This window comes from Roseovarius sp. CH_XMU1461 (genome assembly GCF_037027165.1).
Lineage (GTDB): Bacteria > Pseudomonadota > Alphaproteobacteria > Rhodobacterales > Rhodobacteraceae > Roseovarius > Roseovarius nubinhibens.
In genome coordinates this window covers 173189-198540 of the sequence record NZ_JAYMDV010000001.1, presented here as the reverse complement: position 1 = coordinate 198540, position 25352 = coordinate 173189, and the positions used below count along the sequence as shown (strand labels likewise).

Sequence of the window (25352 nt, the reverse complement as noted above, 5' to 3'; positions counted from 1 at the left end):
ATCGACCGGATGGCTTAGGCCTTTGGCAACACAGCAGGAGCAGGGCCATGACGGCGATCGTAGAGGTTTCGGGTCTGACCAAGACCTATAAGGGCGGGTTTCAGGCGCTCAAGGGTGTCGATCTCGCCATTGAAGAGGGCGAGATACTGGCGTTGCTCGGTCCCAACGGGGCGGGCAAGACGACGCTGATCTCGGCGCTCTGTGGCATCGTGCAGCCCACGGGCGGCACGGCGCGGGTCGGCGGGTTTGACGTGGTCGAGGACTATCGCGGCGCGCGGGCGATGATCGGGCTGGTGCCGCAGGAGGTGGCGCTCGAGCCGTTCGAGAAGGTGATCAACACGGTACGGTTTTCGCGCGGTCTTTTCGGCTACGGCAAGGATGAGGCGCTCATCGAGCGGATCCTGCGTCAGCTCAGCCTTTGGGACAAGCGCCATGCCCGGATTCGCGAGCTATCGGGCGGGATGAAGCGGCGGGTGCTCATTGCCAAGGCGCTCTGCCATGAGCCGCGGGTGCTGTTTCTCGACGAGCCGACGGCGGGGGTCGATGTCGAGCTGCGCCGCGACATGTGGGACGTGGTGGCGGAGCTCAAGGCGCAGGGCGTCACGATCATCCTGACCACCCATTACATCGAAGAGGCCGAGGCGATTGCCGACCGGGTGGCGGTGATCAATGGCGGGCAGATCCTGCTCGTCGAGGAGAAGGCGGCGCTGATGCGGCGGATGGGCTGCAAGGAGCTGACCATCGAGCTGACCGAGCCGGTGGCGGCGCTGCCCGAGGCGCTGGCGCGGTGGGATCTGCGGCTTGGGGCGGGGGGCGAGACGTTGATCTATGCCTATAGCACGCAAGGCGAGGGGACCGGGATCACCCGGCTCTTGCAGGATCTGAGCGCCGCGGGGCTCGGGCTGCGCGATCTGGCGACGACGCAGAGCAGTCTTGAGGATATTTTCGTGGGGCTCATCAAGGAGGGCGGGGCATGAACTGGCACGCGATCTGGGCGATCTATGTCTATGAAATGAAGCGGTTCTTTCGCACGTTGATGGAGAGCCTGCTGTCGCCGGTGATTTCCACCACGCTCTATTTCGTGGTGTTCGGCGCGGCCATCGGCAGCCGGATTTCCGAGGTGGAGGGGGTGAGCTATGGCGCGTTCATCGTGCCGGGGCTGATCATGCTCAGCGTGATGACCCAAGGCATCAGCAACGCCAGTTTCGGCATCTATTTCCCGAAATTCATCGGCACGATCTTTGAGCTCTTGTCGGCGCCGGTGAATTTCCTCGAAGTGGTGATCGGCTATGTCGGGGCGGCGGCGACCAAGGCGTTGATGATCGGGGTGGTGATCCTGCTGACCGCGTGGTTCTTTGTCGATCTGCGGATCGCGCATCCGGGCGCGATGCTGGCTTTCCTGATCCTGACCTGCGTGTCGTTTTCGCTCTTTGGCTTCATCATCGGGATCTGGGCGGAGAATTTCCAGCAATTGCAGCTCATCCCGCTGTTGGTGATCACGCCTTTGGTGTTTCTTGGCGGCGCGTTCTATTCGATCTCGATGCTGCCGCCGGCGTGGCAGACCGTGACGCTCTTCAACCCGGTGGTCTATCTCGTCTCGGGGTTCCGCTGGGCGTTCTTTGGCATGGCGGATGTGCCGGTGGCGGCGAGCCTTGCGGCGATCGCGATCTTCACCGGGCTGTGCCTCTTGGCGGTCTATGCGATTTTCCGCACCGGCTATCGCATCCGGAGCTGAGGGTCTGGGGGCGCTGCCCCCGGCCTTGCGGCCTCCCCCGGCATGTATCTGGCCAGAAGAAGGCGCGGCAAAAGAAAACGCCCGGAAGCCTGAGAGGCGCCGGGCGTTTTGCGGTTGTGGGGCGGTGGATCAGCCGCGGTAGACCAGCACCGAGCACGGCGCGTAGCGCGCGACGCGGGCCGAGTTCGGGCCTTGCAGCCGGTCGATGAGGTCGGGTTTATGCGCCCCCACCACCACGAGATCGGCCTTGGACTTCTTGATCGCGCCGAGGATCATTTCATAGATCGTGCCGACCTCGATGATATGTTGCACCCGGCCGAAATCGGGCAGGGTGTCGCGGACGAAGTCATGCAGCTGCTGGTCGGCGGCGGCGACCGCCTCTTTCATCGTGCCATCGCGGAAATAGGATCCGACGATGGACATGCCGTAATCGGGCACCACGCTCACCACGCTCAGCGAGGCGCCGTAGAATTTGGCCAGATCGGCGGCGGCGCGCAGCAGTTTGTCTTCGGTGTCGATATGCGACAGATCGACGGCGCAGAGGATGTGTTTGGTCATGCGGGAACTCCTTCCGGCGCGTGGCGTTTGCGGCGCAGCTGCAGCAGGACGATGAGGCCCAGAAGCAGCAGGGCCGGGAGGTAGAAGACCTCCTTGTAGACCCGGTCGGCGGGGACTTCGAGTTCGGCCAATTGCCAGTCGAAGTCGATGCCGAGCTGTTCCGAGGGGCCGCCGAAGTTGAGGTTGTCGACGAAGAGATCGCCGTTTTCCTCGCGGAATTCGATCCCGGCCCCGTCGAAGAGGCGGGTCGCGCCATCGCCGCCGGCCTCGCCCAGCGGCAGCAGGTAGCGCGCATCCACGGGGTCGCCGTTGAGGTCCTCGCCCATCAGGCGCACCCGCACCGAGGCGCCATCGGGGGCCTGTTCGGCCAGGGTGAAGATCTCGCCCGGGGCGCGGGTGGCGAATTCAGGCTGCAGCCGGTCGAGGAAGAAGCCCGGCTGAAACAGGGTGAAGGCCACCAGGAGCAGCGCCGCGCTTTCCCAGAGGCGCGAGCGCACCAGGAAATAGTTCATCGTCCCCGCCGCGAAGAGCAGCATGGCGATGGTGGCCACCACGAAGATGAACACCGCCTTGTAGGGGCCGACGTCGATCAGCAACAGATCCGTGTTGAAGATGAACAGGAAGGGCAGCAGCGCGGTGCGGATCGAGTAGAAGAAGGCCTGAAAGCCGGTGCGCAGCGGATCGCCCTTGGAGATCGCGGCGGCGGCAAAGCTTGCCAGCCCCACTGGCGGCGTCACATCCGCCATGATCCCGAAGTAGAAGACGAACATATGCACCGCCACCAGCGGCACGATGAGCCCGTTCTGCGCGCCGAGTTCTACCACCACCCCGGCCATCAGCGAGCTGACCACGATATAGTTCGCGGTGGTCGGCAGGCCCATGCCGAGGACGATGGAGATCAGCGCCACGAAGAACAGCATCGCGAGCAGATTGCCGCCCGAGAGGAATTCGACGAATTCCGCCATGACCTGACCGATGCCGGTGAGGGTGACGGCGCCGACGATAATGCCCGCGACGCCCATGGCGGCGGCGAGGCCGATCATGTTGCGGGCGCCGATGATCAGGCCTTCGGTGATGTCGTCATAGCCTTCGCGGAGCCGCGCCATGACGTCGGTCTGGCCGCGGAAGAAGGCCTTGAGCGGTTTTTGCGTGGCGAGGATTACCAGCATCGCGATGGAGGACCAGAAGGCCGAGAGGCCGGGCGATTTGCGCTCGATCATCAGCAGGTACATGAGCAGCAGGATCGGCATGATGTAATGGATGCCGGTCTTGAAGATCTCGCCGGTGGGGGGCAGCGATTCCATGCTCTCGGCGCTGGCGTCGAGATCGGGCCCCTTGGCGGCAAAGCGCACGGCGGCGAGATAGGCCACCGCCATGAGCACCACGATCACCCAGGTCGAGGCCTCGCCCAGCAGGGATTGCATCACATCGACGATCACGCCGCAGAGAAAGAGCGTGCCGCCGGCGATGACGATCGAGATGGCGATGATGAAGATCGCCCCGAGCATGAATTTGAGCGGGTGCATCCGGCTGGTGCCGGTCATGCCCATCTTGAGGGCTTCGAGATGGACGATATAGACCAGCGCGATATAGGAGATCGCCGCCGGGACGATGGCGGTCTTGACCACCTCGACATAGGAGATGCCGACATATTCGGTCATCAGGAAGGCCACGGCCCCCATCACCGGCGGGGTCAGCACGCCGTTGATCGAGCTCGAGACCTCGACCGCGCCCGCCTTGGTCGCGGGAAAGCCCACCTTTTTCATCAGCGGGATGGTAAAGGTGCCGGTGGTCACCACATTGGCGATGGACGAGCCGGAGATCAGCCCGGTCGCCGCCGAGGCGATGACGGCCGCCTTGGCCGGGCCGCCGCGCAGGTGGCCCAATGCCGCGAAGGCGAGTTTCAGGAAGTAATTGCCGGCCCCTGCCTGATTGAGCAGCGCGCCGAAGAGCACGAAGAGAAAGACAAAGCCCGAGGAGACGCCGAGCGCCACGCCGAAGACGCCTTCGGTGGTGAGCCACATATGCGACATCGCCTTTTCGAGCGAGGCGCCCTTCCACTGCACCACTTCGGGCAGGCCCGACCAGGAGCCGAAGAAGACATAGGCGAGGAAGAAGAGCGCCACCCCCATCAGCGGGAAGCCGAGCGAGCGCCGGGCCGCTTCGAGCAGCAGCACGATGCCGATCACGGCGACGATGATGTCGGTGGTGTTGGGCGCGCCGGAACGCGCGGCGACGCCGCTATAGGCGTAGAAGAGATAGGAGGCGGCCAGCGCACCGATGATCGCCACGACCCAGGTCACGGCGGGGATATGGTGGCGCGGGCTCGATTTCAGGCCGGGAAAGGCGAGGAAGGCCAAGAGCACGGCAAAGCCGAGGTGAATGGCGCGGGTCTGGGTGTCGTTCCACACGCCAACGCCGAGGATGAAGGGCAGCGGCGAGGCAATCCAGAGCTGATAGAGCGACCAGACCAGCGGGATATACCAGAGCGCGGCACGGCCGAATGCGTCCTGTGGCTGGCGTCCGCCGGTGTCGCTGTCGGCGACGAAATCTTCGAGGTTGGTGTCGTCCGGCCCGGTATCCCCGGTGCCGTTATCTAGCGGTTTCCCCATGTCCCTCTCCCATTTTTTTACTTGTTATCTGAAACGCAAAGGCCCCGGGCACCGGCGAGGGCGCCCAAGGCCAGATCATTGCCTAGCAGGCACGGCTCACTTCCAGCCGCGTTCCTGATAGTATTTCTCGGCACCGGGGTGCAGAGGCGCGGTGAGACCGTCCTTGATCATCTCGGCTTCGACGAGATTGGAGAAGGCGGGGTGCAGGCGTTTGAAATCCTCGAAGTTTTCGAAGATCGCCGAGACCAGCGCATAGACCACGTCATCGGGCGTGTCGGCGGAGGTCACGAAGGTCGCCTTGGGGCCCCAGGACGGGATGTCGTCGGGGTTGCCGGGATACATGCCGCCGGGGATGGTCGCCTTGGCATAGGCCGGGTTTTCCGCGAGCAGCTTGTCGATGCCTTCGCCTTGCAGCGGGATGATCGTGACCTCGCAGGAGGAGGTGGCCTCTTGGCTCGAGCCGTTGGGCAGGCCGGCGGCCCAGATCGTGGCGTCGATCTTGCCATCGCAGAGCGCCGCCGATTGCTCGGAGGATTTCAGCTCGGCGGCGAGGGCGAAATCATCGGGCGAGATGCCTTCGTATTTCAGCAGGGTTTCGGCCAGAACGCGGGTGCCCGATCCGGGGTTGGCGATGTTGACCTTCTTGCCCTTCATGCTGGCGGTGTCGGTGATGCCGCTGTCGGCGCGGGCCATCACATGCATCGGCTCGGGGTGGACCGAGAAGAGGGCGCGCAGCCCGTCGAAGGCGCCGTCCTCGGCAAAGGCACCGGTGCCTTGCAGCGCGGCGAATTGCACGTCCGACTGAACCACGCCGAAATCGAGTTCGCCCTGGCGGATGGTGCGGGCGTTGTAGACCGAGCCGCCGGTCGATTCGACCGAGCAGCGGATGTTGTGTTCCTTGCGGCCCTTGTTCACCAGACGGCAGATCGCGCCGCCGGTGGGGTAATAGACGCCGGTGACACCGCCGGTGCCAATGGTGATGAAGCGCTGTTCGGCAGCGGCTACCGTGCCGACGAGGCCGAGGGCCGCGGCGGTCAGCGCGCCAAAGACAGTGTGTTTGATGTGCATTGTTTGGTTACTCCCTGAAGTCGTCACTCGAATCCACGACTGGATTGCGTCTTGCGAGGGTCGATGAAGTTATTTTCATTGTCACCTGAAAACTAATGTTTTTTTTGCGCGATCCAGTAGGCGTTGTTGTTGATCCGTAAGTCCTCATACGATTTGATTCGACGCACCGCGTCGCTCCCGCCCTGTTCGACGAGCAGCGCGAGAAGGGTCTCAATAATCGCCGAGGCGCCGGAGTAACAGCCGAAATGATGGGTCGAGAGCACCGAGGCGATGAGCGTTTCATCGGCGCTGAATTCGGGCGAGATCACATCGCTGTCGGAGAGCATGATGAGCTTGACCCCCTTGGCGCGGGCGAATTTGCAGGCCTCGATGGTCTCGCGCGAATAGGGGGTGAAGGTGATGGCGATCATCACGTCCTGGTCGCTGGCGTAGTTGAGCTCGTCGATGGCGCTGTTCATGTGACGCGGAATTAATTGCAATGATGGCAGGGCCATACGCCCGACATAATGGAAGTAATAGGCGAGCGCATAGCTGGCGCGCACGGCGGTGAGATAGACATGGCGCGCCTCGAGCAGCATGGCGGCGACCCGTTCCATCTGGGCCGGCGATTGCTGATGCAGCGAGCGCTGGACGATGGCCATGGAATTGAGCGCGGCATCGGCCTGAACCCGGCCGAGCGTGCCGCGTTCGCGCAGCTCTTCCAGCCAGCCGGGCCGTTCGACCAGAACATTGGACAGCACCAGCGACTGACGGAAGGGTTCGCGCAGCTCCTCATAGCCGCCAAACCCCATGCGTCGCGCCATGCGCACGAGGGTATAGGTGCTCACCCCGCATTTGCGCGCGGTCTCGCGGATCGGGTCGAGCCCGAAGTCCGAGGGATGGTCGACGATGTATTTGGCGACGATGCGCAGCCGTGGCGAGAGGTCGGGGAGCGCCTCCTTGAGGGCTGAAATCGTTCGGGTTTTCTGGGCCGGGTCCATGGGAATCGTCGCCTTTCGCGGTCTCGAGTATTCATAACATCTGTTATTTTATGTGAGAGTTGACCGGATTTGTAATCCGATCAAGGGTAAATACACGCAATCCGGGTCGGTCGATAGGCGGTGGCCCGCACACATGAATTCAATGGGATTATCCGACATGGCCGCATTACCTTCGCACGCTTCGGTCGTCGTCATCGGCGGCGGCATCATGGGGTGTTCGACGCTCTACCACCTTGCCAAGATGGGGGTCACCGATGCGGTGCTCGTCGAGCGCAACAAGCTCACCAGCGGCACCACATGGCATTCGGCGGCGCAGGTGCGGGCGCTGCGCCATTCGCGCAACCTGACCCGGATGATCCAGTATTCCGTCGATCTCTATGCGCAGCTCGAACAGGAAACCGGGCAGAATGTCGGCTGGATTCAGAAGGGCAGCCTGTCGATTGCCACCAGCGAGGGGCGGCTCACCCATATCCTGCGGCAAGAGGCGCTGGCCCATGCCTATGGGATCGATGCACGCTCGATCAGCCCGGGCGAGGCCAAGGAACGCTGGCCCCTGATGAATGCCGAGGATGTGATCGGCGCGGTCTGGTCGCCCGATGACGGGCGGGTGTCGCCCTCGGATGTCTGCGCGGCGCTGGTCAAATCGGCCAAGGGGCTTGGCGCGAAGATTTTCGAGGATACGGGCGTCACCGGCATCCTGACCGAGAACGGCCGGGTCGTCGGGGTCGAGACCAGCCAAGGCACGATCATGTGCGATGCGATTGCGCTCTGCACCGGGCTCTGGTCGCGCGAGGCGGGGGCGATGGCGGGGGCCGAGGTTCCGGCGCTGGCCTGCGAACATTTCTACCTGCTGACCAAGCCCATCGACGGCATTGTCGGCAACACGCCGACGCTCAGCGATCATGACAACCATCTCTATATCCGGGACGACAGCGGCGGTCTGCTGGTGGGCTGTTTCGAGCCGATGGGCAAGCCGATCGCGCCCGGCATTCTCGACGAGAGTTTCGAATTCGGTCTTCTGGCCGAGGATTGGGACCATTTCGAGCCGATGATGATGAATGCGCTGCACCGGCTGCCGGCGCTGGAGACGGCCGAGGTCAAGATGCTGCTCAACGGGCCCGAGAGCTTTACCCCCGATGGCATGTTCATGCTCGGTGAGACGGCGGAGACGCGGGGGCTGTTTCTCGGCTGTGGGCTCAATTCGGTCGGCATGGCCTCGGGCGGCGGCGCCGGGATGAACCTGGCGCATTGCATCGTGCATGGCCACACCGCCTATGATCTTGGCGAGGCGGATGCCAAGCGTTTTGCCCCGGTGTTCAATTCGCTCGACCATCTGATGGCGCGGGCGCCCGAAATCCTCGGCACCCATTACGAGATCGCCTATCCCGGGCGTCAGCTCGCCACCGCGCGCAATCTGCGGGCGCTGCCGCTCGACGCCGAATACCGGGCGGCGGGGGCGCATTTCGGGCAGGTCTATGGCTGGGAGCGGCCGCTCTATTTCAACAAGACCGCCGAGCCGCGGATGAGTTTTGACCGGCCCGACTGGTTCGGCAATGTCGCCGCCGAAGTGCGCGCCGCCCATGAGGTGGCCGCGATTTTCGACGCCTCGCCCTTTGGCAAGATCGATGTGCGCGGCCCGGAGGCCGAGGCCTTCCTGCTGCAAGCCTGTGCGGGCTATATGGGGCGCAAGCCGGGGTCGGTGATCTATAGTGCCGTGCTCAACGCGCGGGGCACCTTCGAGAGCGACATCACCGCGCAGCGGCTGGCGGAGGATCATTATCGCCTGTTCACCGGCACCAATGCGATCAAACGGGACCTGGCCTGGTTCAGCCGTGCCAGCGAGGGGTTCGATGTTTCGGTCAGCGATGTGACCGAAGACTGGGCGGTGCTCGGGCTGATGGGGCCGAAAGCGGAGGAGATTGCCCGTGCCCTTGGTGGCGAGGCGCTGTGCGAGCTTGGCTATTTCAAACATGGGATGGCGACGCTGGCGGGCATCGCGCTGCGCGGGGCGCGGCTGTCCTATGTCGGCGAGGCGGGCTGGGAGTTGACCGTGGCGGCGGCGGACGCGCCGGCCCTCTATGCCGCGCTGACCGCGGCGGGGGCGGTGCCTGCCGGGCTCTATGCGCAGACGGCGATGCGGGTGGAAAAAGGCTTTTGCGCCATGGGGCATGAGCTCGACAGTGATGTGTCGCCAATCGAGGCGGGGCTCGAATTTGCCTGCCGTAAAGCGGGCGGGTTCACCGGGTTCGAGGCGCTGGAGGCGCGCCGCGCCAAGGGGGCGGTCAACGGGGTGATCTCGCTGACGCTCGACGATGTGGAGGCGCATCCGCTGGGCCATGAGCCGATCTATCTCGACGGCGCGCTCATCGGCCAGACCACCACCTGTGCCTTTGGTCACCGGGTGGGCCGGCCCGTGGCGCTGGCGCATGTGTGGCGGGCGCTCGCCTCTGGGGCGCGGGTGCAAGTGGATATTGCGCGCAAGCTTTTTGATGCGACAGTGACGCGGGGGCCGCTGGTCGATCCCGAAGGACAATGGATGAAAGGCTGAGCCATGAAGCAACCATATATCATGGTGGCCCCGAACGGGGCGCGGCGCGGCAAGGCGGATCATCCCGCCCTGCCGGTGAGCATCGAAGAGACGGTGGCCGCGGCGGCGGCCTGTCATGCCGAGGGCGCGGCGGCGTTGCATCTGCATGTGCGCGATGCGGCGGGGCGGCATGCGCTCGATCCCGGGCTCTATGCCGAGGCGCTGGCCGAGATGGCGCGGGTGCTGCCGGAGATGCGGGTGCAGATCACCACGGAATCGGCCGGGGTTTTCGAGGTGGCGGATCAGCTCGCCTGTCTCGAGGCGCTGCGGCCAGGCTGGGCCTCGGTCTCGGTGCGCGAGATGGCGCGGGCGCCGGAGCTTGCCGAGCGGCTCTATGGGCTCTGTGCGGCGGAAGGGATCGAGATACAGCATATCCTCTATGACACGGCGGATGCCGCTTTGTTGCGCGACTGGCAGGCGCGGGGCACCGTGCGGCCGGGGCAGGAGAGCGTGATCTTTGTCCTTGGCCGCTATGAGGATGGCCCGGCCCCGACACCGCAGGGGATTGCGCCGTTTCTGGAGGCGCTGCCGGGGGTGGGCGACTGGATGATCTGCGCCTTTGGCGCGGCGGAACATGCCTGTCTGGCAGAGGCGGCCCGGCTGGGCGGCGCGCTGCGGGTGGGGTTTGAAAACGCGTTGGTGGATGCCGAGGGCGTGCCCCATGCGGATAACGCGGCCTCGGTGCGCCGGTTGCTGCAAACGATCGAAGGAGACAAATCATGAGCCATGTATTTCCCCGGCATTGCAAGAGCGACAACCCGGTGGCGGTGGGCGGCGACGGCTGTTTCCTCATCGATGCCAGCGGCAAGCGCTATTTCGACGGCTCGGGCGGGGCGGCGGTGTCCTGTCTGGGGCATTCCAACGAACGGGTTGTGGCGGCGATCAAGGCGCAGGTGGAGCGGCTGGCCTTTGCCCATACCGGTTTTTTCACCTCCGAGCCGGCCGAGGCGCTGGCCGATCTGCTCATCGCCCACGCGCCCGGTGATCTCGACCGGGTGTTTTTCGTCTCGGGCGGGTCGGAGGCGGTGGAAAGCGCGATCAAGCTGGCGCGGCAGTACCACCTCGAGCGGGGCGAGGGGGAGCGGCGGCATCTCATCGCGCGCAAGCAGAGCTATCATGGCAACACGCTCGGCGCGCTGTCGGCGGGCGGCAACGCTTGGCGGCGGGCGCAGTTCGCGCCGCTTTTGACCGAGATGAGCCATATCGACGCCTGTTATGAGTATGCCGAGCGGCGCGAGGGCGAGAGCCTTGAGGCCTATGGGCAACGCACGGCCGATGCGCTTGAAGCGGAGATCCTGCGGCTCGGGCCGGAGACGGTCATGGGCTTTATCGCCGAGCCGGTGGTGGGCGCAACGCTTGGAGCAGTGCTGGCGGTGCCGGGGTATTTCGCCCGCATCCGGGAGATTTGCGATAAGTATGGCGTGCTCTTGATCCTCGACGAGGTGATGTGCGGCATGGGGCGGACCGGGCATCTCTTTGCCTGTGAGGCGGAGGGGATCGCGCCCGATATTCTCTGCATCGCCAAGGGGCTTGGCGCGGGCTATCAGCCGATTGGCGCGATGCTCTGCAGCAAGGCGATCTATGACGCGATTGCCGGGGGCAGCGGGTTTTTCCAGCATGGGCATACCTATTTGGGGCATCCGGTGGCGGCGGCGGCGGGGCTTGCGGTGCTGCAGGAATTGCTCGACCGGGATCTGGTGGCACAGGTGCAGGCGCGGGGCGCGTATTTCGAGACGGCGCTGCGGGCGCGGTTTGCCCAGCATCCCCATGTCGGCGATATTCGCGGGCGGGGTCTTTTCTGGGGGATCGAGTTCGTGGCCGAGCGCGACGGCAAGACGCCCTTTGATCCGGCGCTGGGCGTGGCGGGCAAGCTCAAGAAAGCGGCGTTTGACGAGGGGCTTGTCTGTTACCCGATGGCGGGGACGCGGGATGGGCGGCAGGGTGATCATGTGCTGCTCGCGCCGCCGTTCATTGCCAGCGAGGCCGAGCTTGACGGTGCGCTCGACGCGCTGGGGCGGGCGGTGGACCGGGTGCTTGCCTCTGTGTGAAGAGGTAGGCGTGCCCATGTGTGGGGTACATTTTAGGGCTTGAGATAGCATGAAACCGGTGCCAGTTCTGGGCGGCCCGCTGCGTGCAAGCGGTGGCGGGCGGCACAGAGGACAGGACGCCATGAGCGACAGACAGACCCGCACCACCACCAGCCATTGGGGCGCCTTTGACGTAACCACCGAAGGCGGCCGTATCGTCGATGTGGCCCCCTTTGCCGCCGATCCCGATCCGTCGCCGATTCCGAACATCCTGCCGCAGGCGGTGCATCACGCGAACCGGGTGCTGCGGCCCTCGGTGCGGCGTGGCTGGCTCGAGGGGCGGCGGCGCGACGGGCGCGGCACCGATGACTATGTCGAACTGCCCTGGGATGAGGCGCTCGATCTGGCGGCAGAAGAGCTGCGCCGGGTGATCGATGCCCATGGCAATGAGGCGATTTTCGGCGGCTCCTATGGCTGGGCCTCGGCGGGGCGGTTTCACCATGCGCTGAGCCAGGTGCACCGGTTTCTCAACTGCATCGGCGGCTATGTGAAATCCTTTGGCAGCTATTCGACCGGGGCGGCGCAGGCGATCATGCCGCATGTTCTCGGCGAGAATTTCCTCAAGCTCACCTATGGCTATCAAAACAGCTGGCCCACGATCCGCGATCATACCGAAACGCTGGTGATGTTCGGCGGCATCAATCCGAAGAATTCTCAGGTCAATATGGGCGGGGTGACGCGGCATCAGACGCGGGGCTGGTGCGAAGGGTTCATCGCGCAGGGGATGAAGCTCGTGCTGGTGGCGCCGCAGCGGGGCGATGGGCCCGAGGGCAGCGACTGGATGCCGGTGGTGCCGGGGACGGATACCGCGCTCATGCTGGCGCTGGCCTATGTGCTCGAGACCGAGGGGCTGGCGGATCACGATTTCCTCGCGCGCTGTGCCAGCGGCTATGAGCGGTTCAAACCCTATCTTCTGGGCGAGAGCGACGGGGTCGCCAAGACGCCGGATTGGGCGGCGCCGATCTGTGGCATCGCGGCGGACGAGATCCGGGCGCTGGCCCGGCGGATGGCGGGGACGCGGACGCTCATCACCGTGTCGTGGTCCTTGCAGCGGCAGCAGTTCGGCGAACAGCCCTATTGGATGGCGGCGGTGCTGGCGGCGATGCTCGGGCAGATCGGTCTGCCGGGGGGCGGCGTCGGGTATGGCTATGGCGCGATTGGCGGGGTCGGCGTGGCGGCCAAGCGGCTCCGCGGTCTGGCGTTGCCGCAGGGCGAGAACCCGGTGGCGGATGTGATCCCGGTGGCGCGGATTGCCGATATGCTGCTCAACCCCGGCGCGCCTTATCAGTTCAATGGCGAGGATCGGACCTATCCCGACATCAAGCTCGTCTATTGGTGTGGCGGCAACCCGTTCCACCATCATCAGGATCTCAACCGGCTCGACCGGGCCTGGGCCGCGCCGGAGACGATCATCGTGCATGAGCCGTGGTGGACGCCCACCGCGAAACGGGCCGATATCGTGTTCCCCTCGACCACGCCCTATGAGCGCGAGGATATCGCGCGGGCCAATATGGATGAGTATCTCTTTGCGATGCCGCAGCTCATCCCGCCGCTGGGCGAGGCGCGCAATGATTACGATATTTTCGCAGGTCTCGCCGCGCGGCTGGGGCAGGGCGAGGCCTTTACCGAGGGGCGCGATGTCGAGGGCTGGCTGCGTCATCTCTATGCCGAGTTCGTCGAGATGTCGCGCGAGGACGGGATCGAGATGCCCGACTATGACCGGCTGCGCGAAGAGAACTGGGTCAAGCTGCCGATCGCCGGGGACGAACATGCGATTTCGCCCTTCGAGGCGTTCCGGGCCGATCCCGCCGCCGCGCCGCTCAAGACGCCGTCGGGCAAGGTCGAGATTTTTTCCGAGAGGATTGCCGGGTTTGGCTATGAGGATTGCCCGGGCCATCCGACCTGGATGCCGCCGGAGGAATGGCTCGGCTCCGAGACGCGGGGCGAGATGCTGCATCTGGTGTCGCCGCAGCCGGGTGACAAGCTGCACAGCCAGTTGGAAGCCGCATTGCAGGATGTCGAGGGCGCACGGCCCGAGAGGGTGCTCATCCATCCTCGGGACGCGGCGGCGCGGGGCATTGCCGAGGGCCAGATCGTCGAGATGGTGAATGCGCGTGGGGCCTGCCTTGCGCGGGCCGAGGTGAGCGAGGATATCCGCCCCGGGGTGGTGTCGCTGCCCACCGGGGCGTGGCTCGACGGGGCGCCAGGGGCGGTGAGCCGCACTGGCAATCCCAATGTGCTCACCCGCGATATCGGCACCTCGCGGCTCGGTCAGGGGAGCAGCGCCCATACCACGCTGGTGGCGGTGCGCCCGGCGGGCTAGGCCGGGCGTCGCGTTAGGCAGTACTCTGGGCGGTTATGCGGCCTGCGGCCAGTCGGTGAAGGGCAGGTCGCGGGCGTAGGGCATCGGGTCATAGCGGACCTTGAGCCCCTCGGCGCGCCAGTGGCGGAAGGCCGCATCGGCCAGCGCGGTTTTGACATAGTCGCGGGCGAGATCGCTCACCGGCAGGTCATAGCCGGCGATACGGGCGGCGACCGGCGCGTAGAAGACATCGGCCAGAGAATAGTCGCCAAAGAGCCACGGGCCGCCGGCGCCATGGCGCGCCCGGGCGAGCGACCAGAGCCTGTCGATCCGGTCGAGATCGGCGCGCACCAGCTCGCTCGGCTCGAACCCCTGCCATTGATGCAAGAGCTGCATCGGGCAATCGCCGCGCAGCGCGGTAAAGCCGGAATGCATCTCGGCCACCAGCCAGCGGGCGAGGGCGCGGGCGGCGGGGTCTTTGGGCCAGAGACCGGCCTCGGGGTGGCGCTCGGCGAGGGTTTCGGCCATGGCGAGGCTGTCGCCGATGACGATGCCCGCCTCGTCGCGCAGCACCGGCACGAAACGCGCCGGCGCGAGATCGCTGAGGTCCTCGGCCATGGTGCCCGAATAGAGCCCGACCATGTGAATGCGATGGGGGAGGCCGAATTTCTCGAGCATGAGCCACCCGCGCAGGGACCAGCTGCTAAAGCTGCGGTCCCCGATGAAGAGATCATATGTCATGTCAGGAGCTTAGCGCCGGTTTTGCGCGGCGCATAGCGAAGGTTTGTGCGGGCGATGATCACGGCAGGTGATTGATCGCCGCCGCCTGCCAGTGCGGCGTGGCGACATGCAGCTCGGTGACCGAGAGATTGTCGATGCGATGGGCGAATGTGTCATAGGCGCTGATTCGCAGGGCGCGTTGCAGCTGGGTCAGGATGACGCCGAAATGGGCCACTGCCACGATGTCGCGCCCGGGGTGGGCCGCAATCAGCGCATCGACCGCGCCGCTCACCCGGGTCGAGACGGCGTTCCAGCTCTCGCCGCCGGGGGGGGCGGTGTCGCCGGGCTGGTCCCAATAGGCGCGGAGCGCGTCCTGGTCCTCGATCTCGTCATGGGCGCGAAGCTCCCATGCGCCGAAATTGATCTCGCGCAGGGCAGGGTCATGGGGCAGGCGCTGACGGTCGCGGGCGATGGCGTCGGCGGTGGCGCTGGCCCGGCCCAGATCGGAGGAGATGATGAGCGCCTCGCGGGGCAGGTGATCGGCGAGCCGGGTGAGGGCGGCGTGGTCGCTCAGATCGGCGGGCAGGTCGGACCAGCCGACAAAGCCGCGCGCATGGGTCGGGCCATGGCGCACGAGAAAGAGCCGGCTCACGGCAATTGGCCCTTGAGCAGCTGCGGCAGGCCCGCGACCACATGGACCACCAGATCGGCGCGGGCGGCGAGGCGCTGATTGAGCTTGCCCTGGGCGATCTGAAACCGGCGGGCGAGCGGGTTCTCGGGCACGACGGAATGGCCCAGTTCGTTGGAGACGATCACCACCGGCGCGGCGCAGAGCGCGAGACCGGCCATCAATTCGGCCTCGGCCTCGTCGAGCGGGGTGCCCGCCATCATATGATTGCTGAGCCACATGGTGGCGCAATCGAAGAGCACCGCCCGGTCGCCCGCGATGGCCGCCAAGGTGCGGCCCGCGTCAAGCGGCGCCTCGACCGTGTGCCAGCCCGGACCGCGCGCCTCGCGATGGGCGTCGATCTTGGCGCGCATCTCGTCATCATGGGCCTCGGCGCTGGCGATATAGACACGTTCGCGCCCGGTGCCGGTGACCAGGGTTTCGGCGAAGGCGGTCTTGCCCGAGGCGGCGCCGCCAAGGACCAGCGAGACGCCGGGAAGCTGTGCTGACATGATATTTCTCCTCCTCGGGCGGGAACCGAATGCGTTCTGACTGCATTACCTGAAAAAGGGTGTCGATCAAGCACCCGCCGCAGAGAGGGAAAGTCATGGCTTTGGATATTTCGGAAACCGCCTCGATGTCACGCCGGGCAATGCGCGCCGAGTTGCTCGACGCAGAGACCGAGCTGGCGCTGGCCTATGCGTGGCGCGACCAGCGCGATGAAGAGGCGCTGCACCGTCTTATCAATGCCTATATGCGGCTCGCGATCTCGATGGCCAGTAAATATCGCCGCTATGGCGCGCCGCTCAACGATCTTATCCAGGAGGCGGGGCTTGGCCTGATGAAAGCCGCCGACAAGTTCGACCCGGATCGCGGCGTGCGGTTTTCGACCTATGCGGTGTGGTGGATCAAGGCGGGCATTCAGGATTACGTGATGCGCAACTGGTCCATGGTGCGCACCGGATCGACCAGCAGCCAGAAAGCGCTTTTCTTCAACATGCGCCGGGTGCGCGCCCAGATCGAACGCGAGGCCGAGGCGTCGGGGACGCGGCTCGACGGGCATCAGCTGCGCGAGATGATCGCCACTGAAGTCGGCGTGCCGCTGCGCGATGTCGAGATGATGGAGGGGCGGCTTTCGGGCAGCGATCTGTCGCTCAACGCCACGCAATCCACCGAGGATGAGGGGCGCGAATGGATTGATGCGCTCGAGGATGACGGGCCGCGCGCCGAAGAGATGGTCGAAGAGGATCATGATCAGCGGGTGCTGCGGCTCTGGCTGCGCGACGCGCTGGCGGCGCTCAATGACCGCGAGCGGTTCATCCTGCGGCATCGCAAGCTCAGCGAAGAGGTGCGGACGCTGGAGAGCCTTGGCGAAGAGCTTGGCCTCAGCAAGGAACGCGTGCGTCAGCTCGAGGCGGCGGCGCTGGTGAAAATGCGCAAACGGCTTGAACGCGAAGGCGCGGAGGTGCAGAACCTTCTCGCATGAAGGTTCTCACATTTGCCGCCCGGGCGCTTGCCCTTTCCAGCCTTGTCCTGACCCTGACTGCGCCTGCGTTGCGGGCGCAGGATGTGGTCGTTTTGGGCGAGCTGCATGACAATCCCCATCACCACGCGGAACAGGCGCGGCGGGTGGCCGAACTGGCGCCGCGCGCGATCGTTTTTGAGATGCTGAGCGCCGAGCAGGCGGCGCGGATCACACCCGAGCTGCGCGGCGATGAGGCGCGTCTGCGCGAGGTGCTTGATTGGGACGCGAGCGGCTGGCCCGATTTTTCCATGTATTATCCGATCATTGCCGCCGCCCCCGAGGCAGCGATCTATGGCGCCCATGTGCCGCGTGACGCGGCGCGGGCGGCGATGACAGAGGGCGCGGCGGCGGTGTTTGGCGCCGAGGCCGCGCGCTATGGGCTGGATCAGCCTTTGGACGCGGCAGAGCAGCAGGCCCGCGAGGCGATGCAGCAAGAGGCCCATTGCAACGCGCTGCCGCCCGAGATGCTGCCTGCGATGGTCGAGATGCAGCGGCTGCGCGATGCGGCGCTGGCGCGGGCCACGGCAGAGGCGCTCGCCGAGCAGGGCGCACCGGTGGCTGTGATCACCGGCAATGGCCATGCGCGGCGCGACTGGGGGCTCTGGCCCTATCTGCGGGCGCGGATGCCGGAGGTCACGCTCTTTGCGCTGGGGCAGCCCGAAGAGGGGCAACCCGCGCCGCCCGAAGGGGTGTTCGATGCGCTGCGGCTGAGCCCGGCGGCGGAGCGCGACGATCCCTGCGCCGCGTTTCGCTAGGCGGGGCCGGGCGCTCTGGCTCTTGTGTCCAGACGGGGCGCGCCATAGGTTCAGGGCAATTGCCATGAGGAGCCTTTGATGCTTTCGCAAAAGCGTATCCTGTTGATCTTGGGCGGCGGTATCGCTGCGTTCAAATCGCTCGACCTGATCCGGCGGCTGCGCGAGCGGGGGGCCTCGGTCACGCCGGTGCTGACCCGTGCGGCGCAGGAATTTGTCACGCCGCTGTCGGTCTCGGCGCTGGCGGGCGAGAAGGTGTTCACCGATCTCTTTGACCTGACCGACGAGGCCGAGATGGGCCATATCGAGCTGTCGCGCTCGGCCGATCTCATCGTGGTGGCCCCGGCGACGGCGGATCTCATGGCGAAGATGGCGCAGGGCCATGCCGATGATCTGGCCTCGACGCTGCTCTTGGCCACCGACACACCGGTCTTGGTGGCGCCGGCGATGAATGTGCGGATGTGGGAGCATCCGGCGACCCAGCGCAACCTTGCCATATTGCAAGGCGATGGGGTGCGGGTCGTGGGGCCGAATGCGGGCGACATGGCCTGTGGCGAATATGGCCCGGGCCGGATGTCCGAGCCGCTCGAGATTGCGGCCGCCGTCGAAGCGGCGCTGGCGGGCGGGCCTCTGGCGGGGCGGCGGGTGCTGGTCACCTCTGGCCCGACCCATGAGCCGATTGATCCCGTGCGCTATATCGCCAACCGGTCCTCCGGGGCGCAGGGCACGGTGATTGCCGCCGCCTTGCGCGATCTCGGGGCCGAGGTGGTGTTTGTCACCGGCCCGGCCAGCGTGCCGCCGCCGCCGGGGGTCACGGTCCAGCGGGTCGAGACCGCCCGCGAGATGCGCGACGCGGCCCTGGCGGCGCTGCCGGTTGAGGCCGCGGTCTTTGCCGCCGCCGTGGCCGATTGGCGTGTGACCAGCGCCAGCGACAGCAAGATGAAGAAGACCAAGACCGGTTTGCCGCAGCTCGAATTTGCCGAAAACCCCGATATTCTCGCCGAGGTGAGCGCGCTTCGCGAGGGGCGGCCCGGGCTGGTGGTGGGCTTTGCCGCCGAGACCGATGACGTGATCGCCAATGCCACCGCCAAACGGGCGCGCAAGGGCTGTGACTGGATCGTGGCCAATGATGTGAGCCATGCGACCGGCATCATGGGCGGGTCCGAGAATGCCGTGACGCTCATCCATGCCGAGGGGTCCGAAAACTGGCCGCGCATGGGTAAGGCCCAGGTCGCGGCGCGTCTGGCAGACCGGATTGCCGAGGCGATTGGCGCGGATAAGACATGAAATTCAAAAGGGTAGAGGTTAAATCTCACCCGGTGAGGAGAGGCGCGTGAGCGAGGCCGTGGCACTTGAGGTGATGTGGGACGAGGGCGCGGATCGGGCGCTTGGCCTGCCGGGCTATGAAACGCCGGGCGCGGCGGGGGCGGATCTGCGGGCCAATTTTGCCCCCGATGCGCGCGACGGGGTCGAGATCGCGCCGGGGGCGCGGGCGCTCATCCCGACGGGGCTGCGGCTGGCGGTGCCTGTGGGCTATGAAGTGCAGCTTCGGCCGCGCTCGGGGCTGGCGCTCAAACATGGGATCACCCTGCCCAACAGCCCCGGCACGATCGACAGCGATTATCGCGGGCCGCTCGGCGTCATCGTGATGAATGCGGGCGACGCGCCGTTTCATGTGGGCCATGGCGACCGGATCGCGCAGATGATCCTGGCCCCGGTGGTGCAGGCGCGGCTGACCCTTGTCGAGCGTCTCGACGAGACGGCGCGCGGCGCGGGCGGCTTTGGCTCGACCGGGGTCGGCTGATGCTGTCGGTTCTGATCCTGATGGGGATTGTCTGGGGCGCGGGGCGTTGGCTCGGCTGGCCTGCGGGCTTGCGCTGGGGTCTGGTGGCGCTGATCTGGGCGGTGGTGGTGCTGCTGCACCTGACCTTGCCTGTGACGAGCGGGCTGCGGCAGGCCACCGGCGAGACGGCGGCACCTTGGATCATTCTGGCGGGGCTGGCGCTCTTGGTGGCGGGCTATGCCGCGATCCTGCGCGCGCTCAAGCGGCGCACGGCGCAGGGGCCGGAGGACCAGGCCGCAAAACCCACGTTCAGCGAGGCGGAGCTTGACCGCTACGCGCGCCATATCGTGCTGCGCGAGCTGGGCGGGCCGGGGCAGAAGCGGCTCAAATCGGCGCGGGTGCTGGTGGTCGGCGCGGGCGGGCTCGGCGCGCCGGTGCTGACCTATCTGGCGGCGGCGGGGGTCGGGCGGATCGGCGTCATCGACCATGACGAGGTGTCGAATTCCAACCTGCAGCGGCAGGTGATCTTTCGCGACGAGGATATTGGCCGACCCAAGGTCGAGGCCGCCGCCGAGGCGATGCGCGCGCTCAACCCCTATGTCGAGGTCCGGCCCTATCAGCGGCGGCTCGAAGAGGATTTCGCCGCCGATCTCTTTGCCGAATATGATCTGATCCTTGACGGGACCGACAATTTCGCCACCCGCTATATGGTCAACCGGGCCGCTGTGGCGGCAGGCAAGCCGTTGATTTCAGGCGCGATTGCGCAATGGGAAGGGCAGCTCAGCCTGTTTGATCCCGGCGCCGGCGGGCCCTGCTACGAATGCATCTTTCCGGAGGCCCCGGCCGAGGGGCTTGCGCCCTCCTGTGCCGAGGCCGGGGTGATCGGGCCGCTGCCGGGGGTGATCGGCGCGATGATGGCGGGCGAGGCGGTGAAACATATCACCGGGGCGGGGACGCCCCTGCGCGGCGAGATGCTGATCTATGACGCGCTCTATGGCGAGAGCCGGAAATTCAGCCTGTCGCGCCGGGATGATTGCCCGGTCTGCGGCGGCACAACAGGAGACAAAGATGACCAATCCGCTGCTTGAGAGCTGGGACACAGCCCATGAGATCGCGCCGTTCGACCGGATCGAGGACGCGCATTTCGCCCCCGGGTTCGAGACCGCGCTGGCCGAGGCCCGGGCCGAGATCGCGGCCATCGCCGACAATCCGGAGCCCGCGACATTCGCCAACACGATTGAGGCGCTGGAACAGGCGGGCGGGGCGCTCGACAAGGTGTTGTCGGTGTTTTTCACCGTGGCCGGGGCCGATAGCAACGCGACACGGCAGGCGCTGCAACGCGAGTTCAGCCCCAAGCTCGCCGCCTATTCGAGCGAGATCTATTCCAACGCGGCGCTGTTTGGCCGGGTCGAGACGCTCTGGCAGGGGCGCGAGGCGCTCGGCCTCGATCCGCAGCAGGCGCGGCTGTTGTATCTCACCCGGCGCGGGTTCATCCGGGCGGGCGCGGCGCTCACCGGGGCCGAGGCGCAGCGCATGAAGGAGATCATGCAGCGGCTGGCCGAGCTGGGCACCAGCTTTACCCAGAACCTGCTCGCCGATGAGGCGGGCTGGCATATGGAGCTCGGCGAAGAGGATCTCGACGGGCTGCCCGATTTCGTCGTCAAGGCGGCGCGGGCGGCCGGCGCGGAAAAGGGCGCGGATGGCCCGGTGATCACCCTGTCGCGGTCGCTCATCGTGCCGTTTCTGCAATATAGCCCGCGCCGCGATCTGCGCGAAAAGGCGCTTCGCGCCTGGGAGGCACGCGGCGCCAATGGCGGCGAGACCGACAACCGCGCGATTGCCGCCGAGACGCTGGCGCTGCGCGAAGAACGGGCGAAGCTGCTGGGCTATGAAAGCTTTGCCGCCTTCAAGCTCGAAACCGAGATGGCCGGGGAACCGGCGGCGGTGCGCGATCTCCTGATGCAGGTCTGGGAGCCCGCCAAGGCGCAGGCCGAGGCGGATGCCGCGCGTCTCACCGCGATGATGCAAGAGGACGGGATCAACGGGGCGTTGGCGCCCTGGGACTGGCGCTACTATGCCGAGAAACGCCGCCGCGCCGAGCAAGATCTCGACGATGCGGCGCTCAAGCCGTATCTGCAGCTCGACCGGATGATCGAGGCGGCCTTTGCCTGTGCCAACCGCTTGTTCGGGCTCGAATTTTCGCCTCTCGACGTGCCGCTCTACCATGCCGATTGCCGGGCCTGGGAGGTGAAGCGCGGGGGGCAGCATGTGGCGGTCTTCATCGGCGATTACTTTGCCCGTGGCTCGAAACGGTCGGGCGCGTGGTGCAGCGCGATGCGCGGTCAGGCCAAGGTGCCGCAGGTGCAGGGTCCGGTGGTGATCAATGTCTGCAACTTCGCCAAATCGGACCCGGCGCTGCTCAGCTATGATGACGCGCGCACGCTCTTCCATGAATTCGGCCATGCGCTGCATCAGATGCTGTCGGATGTGCGCTATGAGCGGCTGTCAGGCACCAATGTGGCACGCGATTTCGTCGAATTGCCGAGCCAGCTCTATGAGCATTGGCTCGAAGTGCCGGAGGTGCTCGGCGAATTTGCGACCCATGTCGAGACCGGCGCGCCGATGCCGAAAGAGATGCTCGACAAGGTGCTCAAGGCCGCGAATTTCGACATGGGGTTCCAAACGGTCGAGTATGTCGCCTCGGCGCTGGTCGATCTCGCCTTTCACGAAGGCGCGCCGCCCGCCGATCCGATGGCGAAACAGGCCGAGGTTCTGGCCGAGCTTGGCATGCCGCAGGCGATCACCATGCGCCACGCCACGCCGCAATTCGCCCATGTCTTTGCCGGCGACGGCTATTCCAGCGGGTACTATAGCTACATGTGGTCGGAGGTGATGGATGCCGATGCCTTTGCCGCCTTTGAAGAGGCCGGCAGCGCCTTTGATCCCGCCACCGCCCGCGCGCTCGAAGAGAACATCCTGTCGCGCGGCGGCTCGGAAGAGGCCGAAACGCTCTATACCGCGTTCCGGGGGCGGCTGCCGGGGGTTGAGGCGCTGCTCAAGGGGCGCGGGCTGGCGGCCTGATCGGGCGGGCCCGGGCGCGCGACCTGATCGTTTCAGTTGCGCCGCCCCGGCCCATGCGCCATGATTGGCCGGTCTAAGGGGATGAGGATATATGCGTAAATTTCTGGTGGTGCTGGATGACAGCCGCGAATGCCTGAACGCCATGCGGTTCGCCGCGATGCGCGCGGCCCATACGCAGGCCGGGGTGGAAATTCTGGCGGTGATCCCGCCCGAAGAGTTCAATCACTGGATCGGCGTTGGCGACATCATGCGTCAGGAGGCGCGCGAGCGGATCGAGGCGCATTTCGAGGTCTATGCCAAATGGATGCGCGACAAGCAGGGCATCGACCCCGAGCTGGTGATCCGCGAGGGCGAGCCGGTGACCGAGATCATCCAACAGGTGCAGGACGACCCCGAAGTGGGCGTGCTGGTGCTGGGCGCGGGCACGGATCGCAAGGGGCCGGGGCCTCTGGTGACACAGCTGTCGCGCAGCTCGGGCTCGCTGCCCATCCCGATCACCATCGTGCCGGGTGATCTGAGCAAGGAGCGGCTCGAGGCGATCACCTGATCCAGCAGCCGTCCCGCACGCGCAGGGTTTTTAGAATCGTTCCAAATCTTGACACTGGCCGGGTCCGGGCGCATATCTGGATCAGCCACCAGAGGACCGCGCCCATGTTCATTCAGACCGAATCCACACCGAACCCCGCCACGCTCAAATTCCTGCCGGGGCAGACCGTGCTCGACGCGGGCACCGCGGATTTCCCGAGCGCCGAGGCCGCGGGCAAGTCGCCGCTGGCCGAACGCATCTTTAAGATCGCGGGCGTGACCGGCGTTTTCTTTGGCCACGATTTCGTGACCGTGACCAAGGATGAGGGCACCGAGTGGGACCATGTCAAACCCGCCATTCTCGGCGCGATCATGGAGCATTTCCAATCCGGCAAGCCGGTGATGCTCGACGCGGCGGGCGATCCCCAGTCGGGCCATGCCGAACATACCGGCGAGGATGGCGATATCGTCAACCAGATCAAGGAACTGCTCGACACCCGCGTGCGGCCTGCCGTGGCGCAGGATGGCGGTGACATCACCTTCCACGGCTTTGATCGCGGCGTCGTCTATCTGCATATGCAGGGCGCCTGCGCGGGCTGCCCGTCCTCGACGATCACGCTCAAGATGGGCATCGAGAACCTGCTGCGCCATTACATCCCCGAAGTGACCGAGGTGCGCCCCGTTGCCGTCTGAGCCTCTGGTTCTGGGATTTGATACATCGGCCGCGCATTGCGCGGCCGCTTTGCTGCTGGGCGACCGGGTTCTGGCCATGCGGGCCGAGCCGATGGCGCGGGGGCAGGCGGAACGGCTGATGCCGCTGCTCGAAGAGGTGCTGGCCGAGGCCGGTCATGTCTGGGGCGACCTGGCGCGGATCGGCGTCGGCGTCGGGCCCGGCAATTTCACCGGCATCCGCATTGGCGTCTCGGCGGCGCGCGGTCTGGCGCTGGCGCTCGACATTCCGGCCATCGGGGTCAGCGGGTTCGAGATCATCGCCGAGGCCGAGGGGTCAGACGCCATCCCCGCCATTCCTGCGCCGCAAGGGCAGGCCTATACATGGCGCGACGGCGCGCCGGTCTTTTGCGCCGCAGAGGATCTGCCGGGGTCCAGCGGCCTGCCCGAGCCGCAAGAGATGGCAAGCCATATCGCCCGCATCGCCACCCGGGCCGAGGCCGCGCCCGCGCCCGTGCCGCTTTATGTCAAACCCGCCGATGCGGCCCCGCCACGGGATGCGCCGCCCGAGATCGTCGATGATCTCGGCTGAGGCGCTGGCCGCCTGTCACGCGCGCGCCTTTGAGGGCAGCGGCCGGGGCTGGTCCGAGGCCGAGTTCACGGCGCTTCTGGCCGAGCCGGGGATCATCCTCGCGGGCGAGGAGCGGGGCTTTGCGCTCTTTCGCGAGGCGGCGGGCGAGGCCGAGCTTTTGACGCTGGCCACCGATCCGGCGGCACGGCGGCAGGGGTTGGCGGCGCGGGCGCTGGCCGAGGGTCTGGCGCGGCTGCGCGAGACCGGGATCGGGCGGGTGTTTCTCGAGGTGGCCGAGGACAATGACGCGGCCCTTGCGCTCTACCGTGCGGCGGGGTTCGCAGATTGTGGCCGCCGCAAGGGCTATTACCCGCGCGCGGGCGGCGCGGTGGATGCGCTGGTACTGGCGCTGGATCTCGAGATTTGAGCGATTTACCAAGCTTTTTGCCGGGCTTTGCCGCGGCCTATGCGATCCTTTTGGTCGCGGCCTCGTCGCCCGGGCCTGCGGTGGCGATGCTCTTGGGCATTGCCACGGGGCAGGGCCGCGCGCCCGCCCTGGTGGCGGCCACCGGCATCGCCTGCGGCAGCGTGATGCTCAATCTCGGCACGCTGATCGGCGTCGGGCTGCTCTTGGCCGAGGCGGCCTGGGCGATGACGCTTCTGCGCTGGCTCGGGGCGGGTTATCTCGCCTATCTGGCCTGGGGCGCGTGGCGCAAGGCGCTCAGCCCGCCGCGGATCAACGCGGCCGAGGTCGCGCCGCGCAGTCTGGGGCGGCATTTCCTCGCCGGATTCCTGTTGCAGGTCACCAATCCCAAGGCGGTGGTGTTCTGGCTCGCCATCGCCTCGGTGGGGGCCACGGCGGGCGGCGGCGGGGGGATCGTGGCGCTGTTCGTCCTCGGTGCCTTTGCCATCAGCTTTGCTTGTCACGGGGCCTGGGCGCTGTTGCTCTCGGCCGGTCCGATTCGGCGCGCCTATGGCCGGGCGCGGGGCTGGATCGAGGCGGGGCTCGGCACATTTTTCTTGTTTGCGGCCTATCGGCTGGCCACCTCTGAAATTAATGAGACGTCATAGGGCCAACCCTCGGCCCGTTTAAGTCCAGTTGCCGGAAAATGATGAGGCCTGAATGATTT

Annotated in this window: 24 protein-coding genes; 17 read left to right on the top strand and 7 right to left on the bottom strand. The window is 66.2% G+C overall.

The genetic code is table 11. The features are described from left to right. Positions 1-47 precede the first annotated feature (47 nt). Complete coding sequence (locus WA237_RS00995; RefSeq protein ID WP_009812615.1) at positions 48-977, top strand: ABC transporter ATP-binding protein; 930 nt, start codon at positions 48-50, stop codon at positions 975-977. Further along, positions 974-1735: an ABC transporter permease gene (locus WA237_RS00990; RefSeq protein WP_009812614.1), complete on the top strand. Its 762-nt coding sequence runs from the start codon at positions 974-976 to the stop codon at positions 1733-1735. The genes WA237_RS00995 and WA237_RS00990 overlap by 4 nt, the downstream gene beginning before the upstream one ends. A 129-nt stretch (positions 1736-1864) precedes the next feature. Here WA237_RS00990 and WA237_RS00985 read toward each other — a convergent pair whose 3' ends face one another. From WA237_RS00985 to WA237_RS00970, 4 genes are all read right to left on the bottom strand, one after another. Then, positions 1865-2293 (bottom strand): universal stress protein, encoded by a 429-nt coding sequence (locus WA237_RS00985; RefSeq protein WP_009812613.1) that lies wholly within the window; start codon positions 2291-2293, stop codon positions 1865-1867. Beyond that, positions 2290-4905 (bottom strand): TRAP transporter permease, encoded by a 2616-nt coding sequence (locus tag WA237_RS00980; protein WP_336096334.1) that lies wholly within the window; start codon positions 4903-4905, stop codon positions 2290-2292. The genes WA237_RS00985 and WA237_RS00980 overlap by 4 nt, the downstream gene beginning before the upstream one ends. A gap of 96 nt (positions 4906-5001) precedes the next feature. Then, a complete protein-coding gene (locus tag WA237_RS00975; protein ID WP_009812611.1) occupies positions 5002-5973 on the bottom strand; it encodes a TAXI family TRAP transporter solute-binding subunit in 972 nt (323 codons plus the stop codon). A gap of 92 nt (positions 5974-6065) precedes the next feature. Then, complete coding sequence (locus WA237_RS00970) at positions 6066-6953, bottom strand: MurR/RpiR family transcriptional regulator (RefSeq protein ID WP_009812610.1); 888 nt, start codon at positions 6951-6953, stop codon at positions 6066-6068. Positions 6954-7110: 157 nt separating this feature from the next. On the opposite strand from WA237_RS00970, the gene WA237_RS00965 reads away from it, so the two are divergent. The 4 genes from WA237_RS00965 (at position 7111) to WA237_RS00950 (ending at position 13950) form a co-directional block, all read left to right on the top strand. Next, complete coding sequence (locus WA237_RS00965; protein WP_336096333.1) at positions 7111-9501, top strand: GcvT family protein; 2391 nt, start codon at positions 7111-7113, stop codon at positions 9499-9501. A 3-nt stretch (positions 9502-9504) separates the two neighbouring features. Next, the gene (locus WA237_RS00960; protein ID WP_336096332.1) at positions 9505-10263 is read left to right on the top strand and encodes a 3-keto-5-aminohexanoate cleavage protein; all 759 of its coding nucleotides are present in this window, start codon (positions 9505-9507) and stop codon (positions 10261-10263) included. Continuing rightward, positions 10260-11588 (top strand): aspartate aminotransferase family protein, encoded by a 1329-nt coding sequence (locus WA237_RS00955; protein ID WP_336096331.1) that lies wholly within the window; start codon positions 10260-10262, stop codon positions 11586-11588. Before WA237_RS00960 ends, WA237_RS00955 begins: the two co-directional genes overlap by 4 nt. Positions 11589-11709: 121 nt before the next feature. Further along, positions 11710-13950, top strand: coding sequence for a molybdopterin-dependent oxidoreductase (locus WA237_RS00950; protein WP_336096330.1), 2241 nt, complete (start codon positions 11710-11712; stop codon positions 13948-13950). A 33-nt stretch (positions 13951-13983) separates the two neighbouring features. Here WA237_RS00950 and WA237_RS00945 read toward each other — a convergent pair whose 3' ends face one another. From WA237_RS00945 to cobU, 3 genes are read right to left on the bottom strand one after another with little or no spacing between them, the layout of a single operon-like run. After that, positions 13984-14670, bottom strand: a complete 687-nt coding sequence (locus tag WA237_RS00945; RefSeq protein ID WP_336096329.1) for a glutathione S-transferase — start codon at positions 14668-14670, stop codon at positions 13984-13986. Between the two features lie 58 nt (positions 14671-14728). Beyond that, positions 14729-15301, bottom strand: coding sequence for a histidine phosphatase family protein (locus WA237_RS00940; protein WP_336096328.1), 573 nt, complete (start codon positions 15299-15301; stop codon positions 14729-14731). Beyond that, positions 15298-15828 (bottom strand): bifunctional adenosylcobinamide kinase/adenosylcobinamide-phosphate guanylyltransferase, encoded by a 531-nt coding sequence (cobU, locus tag WA237_RS00935; protein WP_336096327.1) that lies wholly within the window; start codon positions 15826-15828, stop codon positions 15298-15300. Before cobU ends, WA237_RS00940 begins: the two co-directional genes overlap by 4 nt. Positions 15829-15923: 95 nt before the next feature. Here cobU and WA237_RS00930 point away from each other — a divergent pair, with 95 nt between their 5' ends. The 11 genes from WA237_RS00930 to WA237_RS00880 all read left to right on the top strand — a co-directional run bounded on the left by WA237_RS00930 (position 15924) and on the right by WA237_RS00880 (position 25293). Further along, positions 15924-16802 (top strand): RNA polymerase factor sigma-32, encoded by an 879-nt coding sequence (locus tag WA237_RS00930; protein ID WP_083780884.1) that lies wholly within the window; start codon positions 15924-15926, stop codon positions 16800-16802. Beyond that, on the top strand, positions 16799-17596 hold the full coding sequence (locus WA237_RS00925) for a ChaN family lipoprotein (protein ID WP_336096326.1): 798 nt from the start codon (positions 16799-16801) through the stop codon (positions 17594-17596). Before WA237_RS00930 ends, WA237_RS00925 begins: the two co-directional genes overlap by 4 nt. Before the next feature lie 78 nt (positions 17597-17674). Beyond that, on the top strand, positions 17675-18880 hold the full coding sequence (gene coaBC, locus WA237_RS00920) for a bifunctional phosphopantothenoylcysteine decarboxylase/phosphopantothenate--cysteine ligase CoaBC (RefSeq protein WP_336096325.1): 1206 nt from the start codon (positions 17675-17677) through the stop codon (positions 18878-18880). Positions 18881-18953: 73 nt separating this feature from the next. Then, positions 18954-19397, top strand: coding sequence for a dUTP diphosphatase (gene dut, locus WA237_RS00915; protein WP_336096929.1), 444 nt, complete (start codon positions 18954-18956; stop codon positions 19395-19397). After that, on the top strand, positions 19397-20464 hold the full coding sequence (locus WA237_RS00910) for a HesA/MoeB/ThiF family protein (protein WP_336096324.1): 1068 nt from the start codon (positions 19397-19399) through the stop codon (positions 20462-20464). Before dut ends, WA237_RS00910 begins: the two co-directional genes overlap by 1 nt. Next, a complete protein-coding gene (locus WA237_RS00905) occupies positions 20445-22457 on the top strand; it encodes a M3 family metallopeptidase (protein WP_336096323.1) in 2013 nt (670 codons plus the stop codon). Before WA237_RS00910 ends, WA237_RS00905 begins: the two co-directional genes overlap by 20 nt. A gap of 91 nt (positions 22458-22548) precedes the next feature. After that, on the top strand, positions 22549-23004 hold the full coding sequence (locus WA237_RS00900; RefSeq protein ID WP_009812596.1) for a universal stress protein: 456 nt from the start codon (positions 22549-22551) through the stop codon (positions 23002-23004). A gap of 104 nt (positions 23005-23108) precedes the next feature. Continuing rightward, entirely contained in the window at positions 23109-23675 is a 567-nt protein-coding gene (locus WA237_RS00895; RefSeq protein WP_336096322.1) for a NifU family protein, read from the top strand. Beyond that, complete coding sequence (gene tsaB, locus WA237_RS00890) at positions 23665-24243, top strand: tRNA (adenosine(37)-N6)-threonylcarbamoyltransferase complex dimerization subunit type 1 TsaB (protein ID WP_336096321.1); 579 nt, start codon at positions 23665-23667, stop codon at positions 24241-24243. The genes WA237_RS00895 and tsaB overlap by 11 nt, the downstream gene beginning before the upstream one ends. Further along, entirely contained in the window at positions 24230-24649 is a 420-nt protein-coding gene (locus WA237_RS00885; RefSeq protein WP_216015663.1) for a GNAT family N-acetyltransferase, read from the top strand. Before tsaB ends, WA237_RS00885 begins: the two co-directional genes overlap by 14 nt. After that, the gene (locus WA237_RS00880) at positions 24646-25293 is read left to right on the top strand and encodes a LysE family translocator (protein WP_336096320.1); all 648 of its coding nucleotides are present in this window, start codon (positions 24646-24648) and stop codon (positions 25291-25293) included. The genes WA237_RS00885 and WA237_RS00880 overlap by 4 nt, the downstream gene beginning before the upstream one ends. Positions 25294-25352: the final 59 nt, after the last annotated feature.

Excerpts from the sequence above, each read along its gene's own strand:
- WA237_RS00960 (WP_336096332.1), top strand. The coding sequence starts at position 9,505 with ATGAAGCAACCATATATCATGGTGGCCCCGAACGGGGCGCGGCGCGGC.
- WA237_RS00975 (WP_009812611.1), bottom strand. The coding sequence starts at position 5,973 with ATGCACATCAAACACACTGTCTTTGGCGCGCTGACCGCCGCGGCCCTC.
- WA237_RS00895 (WP_336096322.1), top strand. The coding sequence starts at position 23,109 with ATGTTCATTCAGACCGAATCCACACCGAACCCCGCCACGCTCAAATTC.
- cobU (WP_336096327.1), bottom strand. The coding sequence starts at position 15,828 with ATGTCAGCACAGCTTCCCGGCGTCTCGCTGGTCCTTGGCGGCGCCGCC.
- WA237_RS00930 (WP_083780884.1), top strand. The coding sequence starts at position 15,924 with ATGGCTTTGGATATTTCGGAAACCGCCTCGATGTCACGCCGGGCAATG.
- WA237_RS00970 (WP_009812610.1), bottom strand. The coding sequence starts at position 6,953 with ATGGACCCGGCCCAGAAAACCCGAACGATTTCAGCCCTCAAGGAGGCG.
- coaBC (WP_336096325.1), top strand. The coding sequence starts at position 17,675 with ATGCTTTCGCAAAAGCGTATCCTGTTGATCTTGGGCGGCGGTATCGCT.
- WA237_RS00925 (WP_336096326.1), top strand. The coding sequence starts at position 16,799 with ATGAAGGTTCTCACATTTGCCGCCCGGGCGCTTGCCCTTTCCAGCCTT.
- WA237_RS00980 (WP_336096334.1), bottom strand. The coding sequence starts at position 4,905 with ATGGGGAAACCGCTAGATAACGGCACCGGGGATACCGGGCCGGACGAC.
- WA237_RS00950 (WP_336096330.1), top strand. The coding sequence starts at position 11,710 with ATGAGCGACAGACAGACCCGCACCACCACCAGCCATTGGGGCGCCTTT.
- dut (WP_336096929.1), top strand. The coding sequence starts at position 18,954 with ATGTGGGACGAGGGCGCGGATCGGGCGCTTGGCCTGCCGGGCTATGAA.
- WA237_RS00910 (WP_336096324.1), top strand. The coding sequence starts at position 19,397 with ATGCTGTCGGTTCTGATCCTGATGGGGATTGTCTGGGGCGCGGGGCGT.
- WA237_RS00955 (WP_336096331.1), top strand. The coding sequence starts at position 10,260 with ATGAGCCATGTATTTCCCCGGCATTGCAAGAGCGACAACCCGGTGGCG.
- WA237_RS00965 (WP_336096333.1), top strand. The coding sequence starts at position 7,111 with ATGGCCGCATTACCTTCGCACGCTTCGGTCGTCGTCATCGGCGGCGGC.
- WA237_RS00905 (WP_336096323.1), top strand. The coding sequence starts at position 20,445 with ATGACCAATCCGCTGCTTGAGAGCTGGGACACAGCCCATGAGATCGCG.
- WA237_RS00900 (WP_009812596.1), top strand. The coding sequence starts at position 22,549 with ATGCGTAAATTTCTGGTGGTGCTGGATGACAGCCGCGAATGCCTGAAC.
- WA237_RS00985 (WP_009812613.1), bottom strand. The coding sequence starts at position 2,293 with ATGACCAAACACATCCTCTGCGCCGTCGATCTGTCGCATATCGACACC.
- WA237_RS00945 (WP_336096329.1), bottom strand. The coding sequence starts at position 14,670 with ATGACATATGATCTCTTCATCGGGGACCGCAGCTTTAGCAGCTGGTCC.
- WA237_RS00995 (WP_009812615.1), top strand. The coding sequence starts at position 48 with ATGACGGCGATCGTAGAGGTTTCGGGTCTGACCAAGACCTATAAGGGC.
- WA237_RS00885 (WP_216015663.1), top strand. The coding sequence starts at position 24,230 with ATGATCTCGGCTGAGGCGCTGGCCGCCTGTCACGCGCGCGCCTTTGAG.
- WA237_RS00990 (WP_009812614.1), top strand. The coding sequence starts at position 974 with ATGAACTGGCACGCGATCTGGGCGATCTATGTCTATGAAATGAAGCGG.